Source organism: uncultured Campylobacter sp. (genome assembly GCF_938018035.1).
GTDB lineage: Bacteria > Campylobacterota > Campylobacteria > Campylobacterales > Campylobacteraceae > Campylobacter_B.
In genome coordinates this window covers 1-10803 of the sequence record NZ_CALIJF010000284.1, presented here as the reverse complement: position 1 = coordinate 10803, position 10803 = coordinate 1, and the positions used below count along the sequence as shown (strand labels likewise).

The 10803-nt window shown below is 45.5% G+C and carries 14 protein-coding genes; 13 read left to right on the top strand and 1 reads right to left on the bottom strand.

The window, feature by feature from the left end:
• Positions 1–202 precede the first annotated feature (202 nt).
• Together Q0257_RS08530 and fmt are read left to right on the top strand one after the other, a co-directional pair.
• Positions 203–544, top strand: a complete 342-nt coding sequence (locus Q0257_RS08530; RefSeq protein ID WP_298024032.1) for a hypothetical protein — start codon at positions 203–205, stop codon at positions 542–544.
• A gap of 185 nt (positions 545–729) precedes the next feature.
• Positions 730–1650: a methionyl-tRNA formyltransferase gene (gene fmt / locus Q0257_RS08525; protein WP_298024029.1), complete on the top strand. Its 921-nt coding sequence runs from the start codon at positions 730–732 to the stop codon at positions 1648–1650.
• Between the two features lie 326 nt (positions 1651–1976).
• Here fmt and Q0257_RS08520 read toward each other — a convergent pair whose 3' ends face one another.
• Positions 1977–2120: a hypothetical protein gene (locus Q0257_RS08520; RefSeq protein ID WP_298024026.1), complete on the bottom strand. Its 144-nt coding sequence runs from the start codon at positions 2118–2120 to the stop codon at positions 1977–1979.
• Positions 2121–2134: 14 nt separating this feature from the next.
• On the opposite strand from Q0257_RS08520, the gene Q0257_RS08515 reads away from it, so the two are divergent.
• From Q0257_RS08515 to Q0257_RS08465, 11 genes are all read left to right on the top strand, one after another.
• Positions 2135–2821: a biotin--[acetyl-CoA-carboxylase] ligase gene (locus Q0257_RS08515; RefSeq protein WP_298024022.1), complete on the top strand. Its 687-nt coding sequence runs from the start codon at positions 2135–2137 to the stop codon at positions 2819–2821.
• Positions 2818–3609, top strand: coding sequence for an AAA family ATPase (locus Q0257_RS08510; protein ID WP_177389424.1), 792 nt, complete (start codon positions 2818–2820; stop codon positions 3607–3609). Before Q0257_RS08515 ends, Q0257_RS08510 begins: the two co-directional genes overlap by 4 nt.
• Positions 3597–4460 carry a ParB/RepB/Spo0J family partition protein gene (locus Q0257_RS08505; RefSeq protein WP_298024018.1) on the top strand — a complete coding sequence of 288 codons (864 nt, stop codon included), beginning with the start codon at positions 3597–3599 and terminating at the stop codon, positions 4458–4460. The genes Q0257_RS08510 and Q0257_RS08505 overlap by 13 nt, the downstream gene beginning before the upstream one ends.
• 74 nt (positions 4461–4534) lie before the next feature.
• Complete coding sequence (locus Q0257_RS08500; RefSeq protein ID WP_297894462.1) at positions 4535–4957, top strand: F0F1 ATP synthase subunit B'; 423 nt, start codon at positions 4535–4537, stop codon at positions 4955–4957.
• A gap of 10 nt (positions 4958–4967) precedes the next feature.
• Positions 4968–5483, top strand: a complete 516-nt coding sequence (locus tag Q0257_RS08495; protein ID WP_298024016.1) for a F0F1 ATP synthase subunit B — start codon at positions 4968–4970, stop codon at positions 5481–5483.
• Positions 5483–6013: a F0F1 ATP synthase subunit delta gene (locus Q0257_RS08490; RefSeq protein ID WP_298024013.1), complete on the top strand. Its 531-nt coding sequence runs from the start codon at positions 5483–5485 to the stop codon at positions 6011–6013. The genes Q0257_RS08495 and Q0257_RS08490 overlap by 1 nt, the downstream gene beginning before the upstream one ends.
• Before the next feature lie 11 nt (positions 6014–6024).
• A complete protein-coding gene (gene atpA, locus Q0257_RS08485; protein WP_298024010.1) occupies positions 6025–7539 on the top strand; it encodes a F0F1 ATP synthase subunit alpha in 1515 nt (504 codons plus the stop codon).
• 12 nt (positions 7540–7551) lie between these two features.
• Positions 7552–8460, top strand: a complete 909-nt coding sequence (gene atpG, locus Q0257_RS08480; RefSeq protein ID WP_298024007.1) for an ATP synthase F1 subunit gamma — start codon at positions 7552–7554, stop codon at positions 8458–8460.
• An 11-nt stretch (positions 8461–8471) separates the two neighbouring features.
• Entirely contained in the window at positions 8472–9869 is a 1398-nt protein-coding gene (gene atpD / locus Q0257_RS08475; RefSeq protein ID WP_295151010.1) for a F0F1 ATP synthase subunit beta, read from the top strand.
• A gap of 10 nt (positions 9870–9879) precedes the next feature.
• The gene (gene atpC, locus Q0257_RS08470) at positions 9880–10284 is read left to right on the top strand and encodes an ATP synthase F1 subunit epsilon (protein WP_295151009.1); all 405 of its coding nucleotides are present in this window, start codon (positions 9880–9882) and stop codon (positions 10282–10284) included.
• A 2-nt stretch (positions 10285–10286) separates the two neighbouring features.
• The coding region (locus Q0257_RS08465) for a MotA/TolQ/ExbB proton channel family protein (RefSeq protein WP_298024002.1) at positions 10287–10803 on the top strand (517 nt) is incomplete at its 3' end.

Genomic DNA, 10803 nt, shown 5'->3' with positions numbered 1-10803 from the left:
GATCTCCTCGGCGACGGGACAAAATATAAACGAGCTAAAATTTAACCTGCTTGAGCTACTTAAAAAGGAGCTGTAGGTTGCGCTAAAGCTGCGCCGCAGAGGGCTTTAACGAACGCAGGCCTTAAGCGTGCTCGCATATGCGGTTAAATTTTATTTTTACCGCTCGCAAACGCCGCAAAAAGATAAAATTTAAGAAGGCGAAATGAATAAAATTTTTATACTTGCGCTGTTATTCTTCGGCGCATACGGTTGCGATCCCGCCGATCCGGTGCCTTATTTTATGGACTTTAACGATAAAGATCACGACGGCACACTGAGCTTGCAGGAGTGGACGGCAAGCGAGGTGCCGTCTGGGCTGAGAGTAGAGCTAAATCTGCGCTCGGGCTCGGAATTTAAGAGGTTGGATGCTAATCGTGACGGCAAGATTAGCCTTGACGAGCTGGGAGCGAGACCGTCTGCAAAGATTTATTGGTCCGAAGATCCGTGCGCTTTTTGGCCTTGGCCGGACGGATCCGAGGATAAAAATCAATTCGCCGTCAAATAATGCGCAGGCGAGCGATGAAACAGCTTTTTGCGCGGAGTTTGGTTTACGCGACGCGTATAAATTTTACTTCGCGCGAGTGAGTACGGACCAGTTTTGCTTCGCGATCTGCGTAAAATTTATTTTGCGCGCAGTTAGCGCCCGCATGATCGCTTGCGCCGCGATTTGACTAAATTTAAAGGAAAAGAATGAATATAGTTTTTATGGGAACGCCCGAGTATGCGGCTAAAATTTTGCGCGCGCTTGCGGAGGCGAAATTTAAGATCGCGGCCGTCTTTACGCAGCCTGATAAGCCTGTCGGCAGGAAGCAAATTTTAACTCCTAGCGAGGTTAAAGTTTATGCACAGCGGCACCTGAGCGCCGTGCCGATCTTTCAGCCCGCGAGCTTAAAAGACGAGGCGGTCGCAGCACAGATAAAAGAGCTAAAGCCAGATTTTATCGTGGTTGCGGCATACGGTAAAATTTTGCCGCAAGCCGTCCTTGATATCGCGCCTTGCATAAACCTGCACGCTTCGATCCTGCCTAAATATCGCGGCGCAAGCCCGATCCAGAGTGCGCTACTAGCGGGTGAGAAGCAGACCGGCGTGACGGCAATGCTGATGGACGCGGGGCTTGACACGGGCGATATGCTTGATTTTGCCTACACGCCTTGCGAGGACAAAACGGCGGCACAGCTGTTTGACGAGCTGGGTGATCTAGCGGGAGAGCTGATCGTAAAAACGCTGCGAAATTTTGTAAATTTAAAGCTGCTAAAGCAAGACGACGCGCAGGCCACGCACTGCAAAAAAATCGCAAAATCTGACGGACTTTTTAACTTTGATGAAAAAGCGGAGCAAATTTATAATAAATTTCGCGCATTAACGCCATGGCCCGGGATTTATCTAGCTGGCGGACTAAAAATTTTAGAACTAGAGCTTTTGCGCGAATCCCGCGAGCGCAAATTTGAACGCTCGGGCGAAATTTTAAGCGTCGATAAGCTCGGCTTTTGCGTTTCTTGCAGCGAGGGCGCTATTAAAATTTTAAAAGTGCAAGAGCCCGGCAAAAAGCCGGTGGACGCTAGCGCGTATCTAAACGGTAAGCGGCTAAAGATCGGTGATCTGCTATGCTAAGCGGGATTTTAAATTCTCGCGTTTTGTGCCGCGCTTTTGATGCTACGCGGGAATTTTATTTGCGCCGCGCTTTTGGCGTCGCGGCGAAATTCTGCCTTGGATATCGCCGCAATCGTGAAGTAAAATTTTACTGTGCGGAATTTCGAAGCGAAGCTCCAAAATCAAGGCTTTATAAAATTTTAAAACCTCGCTTCTATACTTTAAAATTTTACGCTCGCAGGAGCTTTAAATTTCGCTTTGGCGGTTGCGAACCTTGCGGCGTCGCACCGAACACACACCGCTTAAAATTCTATGATCGTGCCGCAGAATTTTTGCAAGATAAAGCTTTAAAATTTTATCGCGGTGTCGCTAGGAAAATCCGCGGCGTTGCCGAAAAATTTAGCAAGATCGTAAAATTTCATCGCATAAAATTCCGCTATGCCGTAAAATTTAATCGTGCTAAATTTTATCTTGTTGGAAAATTCTATCACAGCGCGGAATTTAAATGCTTGCAATATTTCAAGACGAGCGCTTTGTCTTACGCAAGGAGCAGGTTTTGCAAGTAGAATTTGTAGAGCAAATGCCCTCTACGCAGGAGTTTTTAGTAGACGCCGTGCGCGAAGGCAAGATAACGCCGCCTTTTGCGATCGCCGCAAATCGCCAAAGCGCCGGTATCGGCTCGCGCGGCAACTACTGGGAGGGCGCGAGCGGCAATCTCGCATTTTCGTTCTGTGTCGCGCAGAGCGATCTGCCTGCAGATGTGCCGCCTCAGTCGGCAAGCATATATTTTGCGATGATTATGCAGGAGCTTCTCGCATCGCTCGGTTCGCAGCTTTGGCTAAAATGGCCCAACGATTTTTATCTAGGCGAGCGCAAAATCGGCGGGGCGATGACGAATAAGATCAAAAATACCCTCATCTGCGGCATCGGCATGAACCTACTCGGCGCGCCCGAATATGCGGGAATTTTAGATATAAAAATCAGCGCAAAAGACGCTATAGAGGGCTTTTTTGCGCTATATGAAAATAAAATCTCGTGGAAGCAAATTTTTAGAAATTTTTCGTTACAATTCCAAAAATCGCAAAAATTTAGCGTTCATCTAGGCGACGAAAAAATTTCGCTCGAGCAGGCTAAACTTTGCGAAGACGGATCGATCATAATAAATGAAGAAAGGGTTTATGCTTTAAGATGAGTGAAGTAATTACGATTGCCAATCAAAAAGGCGGCGTCGGAAAGACGACCACAGCGGTTAATCTCGCTGCGTCGCTAGCGATAAAGAAAAAGCGGGTTCTACTGATTGACGTAGATCCTCAGGCGAACGCTACGACCGGGCTTGGCTTTAACCGCAGCGACTTTGAATTTAACATTTATCACGTCCTAACGGGGCGTAAGAGCATGTCTGAAGTGATCCAAAAGACCGAACTTGAGTTTATGGATCTGGTGCCGTCAAACATCGGACTTGTAGGCATCGAGCGCGAAGTAAGTGAAGAGAAAGACTTCAAACTAATGCTAAAAAATAAAATTTCTGAGGTTAAGGACAGATATGATTTCATAATCATCGATTCGCCGCCGACGCTCGGTAGCATTACGGTAAATGCCTTGGTCGCAAGCGATAGCGTAATTATCCCGATTCAGTGCGAATTCTACGCGCTTGAAGGCGTCGCGTTGATCCTAAATACCGTAAAAGTCGTCAAGCAAACGCTCAATAAAAATTTAAAAATTCGCGGATTTTTGCCGACAATGTACAGCTTGCAAAACAATCTCGCTAAAGAAACGGTCGCGAATTTACGCGAGTATTTCGACGATAAGCTCTTTCGTATCGGTAAGAGTGATGATCTAGTCATCATCCCGCGCAATATCAAGCTAGCTGAAAGCCCAAGTTTTGGCAAGCCGGTGGTTTTATACGATATAAAATCTGCTGGTTCCATCGCTTATCAAGACCTCGCTAAATCCATAATGGAGCAAAAATGGGCAAGGTAAAAAGAGCGCTCGGGCGCGGGCTCGGTGCGATTTTAGACGACGTAGAAAGCTCCTATAACAGAGAGCTAGAAAGCGGAAATGCCGATAGCTTAGTTATCGAAATCGATGTCGATAAAATCGAGCCAAATCCATATCAACCGCGTCAAAGCTTCGATGAAGAGGCACTTAGGCAGCTAAGCGAGAGTATTGCCCGCCACGGGCTTATTCAGCCTATCATCGTTATTCAAAAAGATGATTCTTACGTCCTTATCGCCGGCGAGCGACGCCTAAGAGCGACGAAGCTTTTGGGCGATAGTAAAATCAAAGCCGTAGTCGCGGACATAAAATCTCAAAATTTAAGAGAGCTTGCCCTCATCGAAAATATCCAGCGCGAGGATCTAAATCCTATCGAGCTTGCTAAGTCCTATAAGGAGCTCATCGGCGAATACAGGATTACGCAAGAGGAGTTAGCCGACATCATCAAAAAGTCCCGCACGCAGATTACCAACACGCTAAGACTTTTAAATTTATGCTCCGAAGTGCAAGACGCCATAAGCGCAGATAAAATTTCGCAAGGGCACGCCAAGATAATGGTTGGACTCGAAAAAGAGGATCAAATTTTAGCGCTAAATACCATTTTAGGACAGCGTCTAAGCGTAAGAGATACCGAAAATTTAGTAAAAAAGCTCAAAGATAAAACCGTTCCAAAAGAGAAAAAGCCTGGCGTGGAATTTCAAAGCTTCAAGCCTGAGCTTTTAAAGCTAAAGGCTAAGCTTGATCAATTCGGTAAAATAAGTATCAAAGAGCGTAAAATTTCGATCGAATTTAGCGAAATTTTACAAATTTCCGAGTTTTTAAAGAAAATCGGATGATTTTTTATAGTGTATTTTAATTTTTCATATTGTAAAATACGCATTTTGTTTAAAACCAACCTGGAGGAGGTGCGATGCTAGACGTAAGTTTGACCGCCATGATAACGACCATCGTCGTATTTTTAGCTTTGATTTACTTCTTAAATATTAAGCTTTATAGACCGTTACTTTTGCATATGGAAAAGCGAGAGGCTATTATTAAAGAAGATGAGGCAAATGCGATGAAAAACGCACAAGATGCAGATGCCGATAAAGCAGAGATCGTAAGAATCATGGATGCTGCGAAGTTGCAGGCTGTTAAAATAAAGCAAGAGGCGATGGATAGCGCGAAGCAGGCTGCCGCCAGAGAAATAGCCGAGAAAAAAGCCGCTATGGAGGAGGATTTCGATCAATTTTTAGGCGGTTTGGATGAGCAAAAGCGCAACCTAAAAAATGATTTGCAAGCCAAAATTCCGGAATTTAAAAATGCTCTAAGCAGCGCTGTGGCTAAAGTATGAGGATTTCAGTATGAAAAAATATCTATTTTTATTTATAATTCCGGCGTTTGTTTTAGCAAGCGGTGGGCACGATGGAGTCAAAGACTACGACGTGCTGTGGCGAAGCATAAATTTCATTTTGTTTTTCGGAATTTTGTTTTATCTTTTAAAAGGTCCTGCAAAAGCAGCATATCAAGGTAGAATCGACGGCATCGCATCTAGACTTGAGGCTAATCAGAAAATTTTAAAAGAGTCCGCAGCTCGCAAAGAGCAAGTTAAAAAAGATTTGCAAGATGCTAAGGTCCAAGGCGCAGCTTTAATCGAAACCGCTAAAAAAGAGATCGTGTTCGCTGCCGAAAAGATAAAAAATGCGACCGAGCAAGAGATTGCGAATTTGCAAAAATCTTTCGATGAGCAGAAGAGCTTTGAGGCGCGCAAGATCAAAAAAGAGGTCGTAAGCGAGATACTGGATGACGTTTTTGCATCGGACGACATTAAATTCGGTCAAGACAAACTGATTAAAATCGTAGAGAAAAAGGTCGGATGATGATAAATAACACCTCAAAAAGATATGTAAACGCCCTGATACTGAGCTATAAAAAAGATGAACTAGGCTCTGTTTTGCAGACGCTCGAGAGCGTCGCGAGCGCATTTAGAATTCCAAAATTCCAAGATATTGTAAAATCTCCGACGCTAAAAGAGGAATCCAAAGTGGAACTTATTGCGTCGTTTATAAAAAATCCAAGCGAAAAAATCGTAAATTTTATTAAACTTTTAGCTAAAAATAGGCGTATTGCGCTAATTCCACAGATAGTCGAGGAACTGCGCAAGAATATTGCGGCGCTGGATAATAAATACTTAGGTAAAATTTATTCCGCTACCGAAATAGACGCCGCGAAAATAAAAGAGCTAGAGGTCAAAATTTCAAAGAAATTTAATGCAGATATTACTCTGCAACCCGTTAAAAGCGAGCTTGAAGGCATTAAGATCGAAGTCGAGGATCTTGGATTTGAGATTAGTTTTTCAGTTGATAGATTGAAACAAAAAATGAGCGAATATATTTTAAAAGCAATTTAAAGGAGTAAAGCGTGGGTGCGAAAATTAAGGCAGACGAAATCAGCAGCATAATCAAAGAGCGAATCGAAAATTTCGATCTTAGCGTTGATATCGAAGAAACCGGTAAGGTCGTTTCGGTCGCAGACGGCGTTGCTAATGTTTACGGCTTAAAAAACGTAATGGCTAACGAGATGGTCGAATTCGAAAACGGAGCTCGTGGTATCGCGTTAAATTTAGAGGAGAGCAGTGTCGGCATCGTTATTTTAGGCGATACTAGCGGTATTAACGAAGGTAGTAGCGTTAAAAGACTGGGTAAGCTTTTGCGCGTTCCGGTAGGTGATGCATTAATCGGTCGCGTAGTAAACGCTCTAGGCGAACCGATCGATGGCAAAGGCGCGATAGAGACCACCGAGACGAGATTTGTCGAGGAAAAGGCAAAAGGCATCATGGCTCGCAAATCCGTCCATGAGCCGCTTCAAACCGGTCTTAAAGCGATAGACGCGCTAGTGCCGATCGGTCGCGGACAGCGCGAGCTCATCATCGGCGACCGCCAAACAGGAAAAACCACTGTTGCTGTTGATACCATCATCAATCAAAAGGGCCAAGACGTCATCTGCATATATGTAGCAATCGGTCAGAAACAATCCACCGTCGCACAAGTCGTTAAAAAGCTTGAAGAATACGGCGCGATGGATTATACGATCGTAGTTGCAGCCGGTGCTAGCGAGGCAGCCGCGCTTCAGTATTTGGCTCCATATTCGGGCTGCACGATGGGTGAGTATTTCAGAGATAACTCCCGCCACGCGCTTATCATCTACGATGATTTGAGCAAGCATGCGGTTGCGTATCGCGAGATGTCACTTATTTTGCGTCGTCCGCCAGGACGTGAGGCGTATCCTGGCGACGTATTCTACCTGCACTCTCGTTTGCTTGAACGTGCTAGTAAGCTAAGCGACGCACTCGGTGCAGGTAGCCTAACGGCGCTTCCTATCATCGAGACGCAGGCAGGCGACGTTTCGGCATATATCCCTACAAACGTTATCTCTATCACTGACGGTCAAATTTTCCTAGAATCTGGTCTATTTAACTCAGGAATTCGCCCTGCGATCAACGTAGGTCTTTCGGTTAGCCGCGTCGGCGGTTCTGCGCAGATTAAAGCTATCAAAAAGGTCTCTGGAACCTTGCGCCTAGATCTTGCTCAATACCGCGAACTTCAGGCGTTTGCGCAGTTTGCGAGCGATCTGGACGAGAGTAGTCGCAAGCAGCTGGATCGCGGACAAAGAATGGTCGAAATTTTAAAGCAACCTCCTTATTCGCCGCTTCCGGTCGAAAATCAAGTGGTCATCATCTTTGCGGGAAGCCGCGGATTTTTGGACGATGTGCCTACGAGTTCGATTGGTAAATTCGAAGCTGAGCTCTATCCGTATATCGAGGCGAAATATCCTGAAATTTTTGAAGAGATAAGAAGCAAAAAGACCATCGAGAAGGATTTGGAAGAAAATTTAATCAAGGCTCTAAATGACTTTAAAGCGACCTTTGCCGCTTAAAAAGGCTAAATTATGGCAAATTTAAAGGATATAAAGCTACAGATCAAGAGCGTCAGAAATACGGAGAAGACTACCAAAGCTATGAAGCTGGTCTCCAACGTCAAGCTTAAAAATACTAAAGAGGCGGCGATGCGCTCGCGTGCTTATGCGGTGAAGATTAACGAGGTCTTGGGTGAAATTTCTGCGCGCGTTAAAAATTACGTAGGCAATAATTCGGGCAACGACGAAAAACTTAGAATTTTTGATACCACGCGGGAAGTAAAGGTGGTTGATCTGCTGTTTATCACTGCAGATAAAGGGCTTTGCGGCGGTTTTAATATCAACACCATCAAAAAGATCAAAGCTTTGATCGAGGAGCTTAAAGCTAAAAAGATCAAGGTTCGCCTTCGCGCCGTCGGCAAAAAGGGGATAGAGTATTTTGATTTTCAAGGCGTTGAGCTTTTGGAGCGATATATCGGCGTCAGCTCATCTCCATCGTCCGAGAAAGCTAACGAAATCGTCCAAGCCGCAGTTAAGGATTTTAACGAAGGCAAAACCGATGAAGTCATACTCGTCCACAATGGCTATTTGAATATGATTACTCAAGAGATGCGGGTAAATACGTTGGTGCCGATCGGTGAGCCTGCGATTAATGAGGACGCTTTAAAAACATCTACATTGGAAGTAGAGGTTGAAAGCCCTGAGGACGAAGAAACATTGATGTTAAATTTAATCCAGAGCTATCTTAGCTACAGCATGTATTACGCGCTTATTGACTCTTTGGCAGCGGAGCATTGCTCGAGAATGAATGCGATGGAGAATGCGACAAACAACGCCAAGGAGCGCGTATCGCAGTTAAATTTAGCATACAACAAAGCCAGACAAGGCTCTATCACGACTGAGCTTATCGAGATCATAAGCGGCGTCGAATCAATGAAATGAAAGGAAAACGGATGAAAGGAATAATTTCTCAGGTAATGGGTCCCGTGGTCGATGTCGATTTCAAGGACTACTTGCCGAAGATTAATGAAGCTATCGAGGTTAAATTTGACGTCGAGGGCGCTCATCGTAGGCTGATCCTAGAGGTAGCCGCGCACCTTGGAGACAATCGCGTCCGCACGATCGCTATGGATATGAGCGATGGACTTAGGCGAGGGCTTGAGGCTACGGCTCTTGGCGCGCCTATTACGGTGCCTGTGGGCGAGAAAGTTTTGGGTAGAATTTTTAACGTCACAGGCGATCTGATCGACGAAGGCGAGGATGAAAAATTTGAAACTCGCTGGTCCATTCACAGAGATCCGCCTAGCTTTGAAAATCAAAGCACGAAGAGTGAAATTTTTGAAACCGGCATCAAAGTGGTCGATCTGCTTGCTCCTTACGCAAAGGGTGGCAAGGTAGGACTATTCGGCGGTGCAGGCGTCGGTAAGACCGTTATTATTATGGAGCTAATCCACAACGTCGCTTTCAAACACAGCGGTTACTCCGTATTTGCGGGCGTCGGCGAGCGAACGAGAGAGGGAAACGACCTTTATAACGAGATGAAAGAATCGGGCGTTTTGGATAAAGTCGCCTTGACCTACGGACAGATGAACGAGCCGCCGGGGGCGAGGAACCGTATCGCGCTAACCGGTCTTACGATGGCCGAGTACTTCCGCGACGAGCTTGGGCTTGACGTTTTGATGTTTATCGATAATATCTTCCGTTTCTCGCAGTCTGGTTCGGAGATGTCCGCGCTTTTGGGACGAATTCCGTCCGCGGTCGGCTATCAGCCTACGCTTGCTAGCGAAATGGGTAAACTGCAAGAGCGTATCACTTCGACCAAAAAGGGCTCTATCACCTCCGTTCAGGCCGTTTACGTGCCTGCGGACGACCTTACCGACCCAGCTCCTGCGACCGTTTTCGCGCACCTTGATGCGACGACCGTTTTAAACAGAGCGATCGCCGAAAAAGGAATTTATCCTGCCGTCGATCCGCTTGATTCGACCTCAAGAATGCTTGATCCGCAAATCATCGGTGAGGAGCATTACAAGGTCGCTCGCGGCGTCCAAGCGGTGCTTCAGAAATATAAAGATTTGCAAGACATTATCGCGATTTTAGGTATGGATGAGCTTAGCGAAGAGGACAAGCTCGTAGTCGAGCGCGCTAGAAAGATCGAGCGCTATCTATCTCAGCCGTTTTTCGTAGCCGAAGTATTTACCGGAAGTCCGGGCAAATATATCTCGCTAGAGGAAACTATCGCTGGCTTTAAGGGAATTTTAGAGGGCAAATACGACGATCTGCCGGAGAATGCCTTTTATATGGTGGGAAATATCGACGAGGTAGTAGCAAAAGCTGAAAAGATGAAAGCATAGGAATTTTAAGATGAAAGAATTTTTGCTTTTAGATATCGTTACGCCCGAAGGGATGGTCTTTTCGGGCGAAGTCAAATCCGTCCAACTCCCCGGCATTACTGGCGAAATGGGTATTTTGCCAGGGCATGCGAGCTTGCTAACGGGACTTAAAGACAAAAGTGAAGGTGGCGTCGTCGAGATTGTGGATAAAGACGGCAAAAAGCAGCTTGTTTTGGTAAATGACGGATTTTTGGAAGTTACCGAAGAAAAAACTACTATCCTAGCCACTCAAGCCGTGGCTATCGGAGGCAATAGCGAAAGCGCCGTAGCGAAGTCTTTGCAGCGCGCCAAAGATATGCTTGCGTCCATTAGCTCCGATGCGGCAAATTCCGCAGCAATCATGGCTAGAGTAGACGAATTCGCAAGGCAAAGTTAAATATGCTAGATCTAATTTTAAGTTATTTTACGAGAAGCACGTTTATTACGATATTCGTGCTTTCTTGGTTATCCATCTATTTTATCGTCACTTTTACGATTTTAATCTCCAGATTTGTAGGGCTTAGTGCGTGGCAACACCGCGAAGCAAAGGCACTCGAATCCTTGCTGATGGGTGGTAGGATTTCGCTTTCGGGCTCTATTTTTCAAAAAGTAAATACCGATAAAATTTCAAAAGAAGCCCTGGAAATTTATAAAGGCAAAGCCGAACGTGACTCCACTAGCGGACTTACTTGGCTATCTATCGTCGCCTCCACTTCGCCATTTATCGGGCTATTTGGTACAGTCGTTAGCATACTTCACACATTTTCCAAGCTTGGCGGCGGAAATTCCGGCATCGATACTATCGCTCCTGCGATCAGTGAGGCCCTGGTTGCTACAGGATGTGGAATTTTTGTAGCGATCCCCGCATACACCTTTAGCTTACTTATAAAACGCAAAGCATACGAAGTTATGAGCA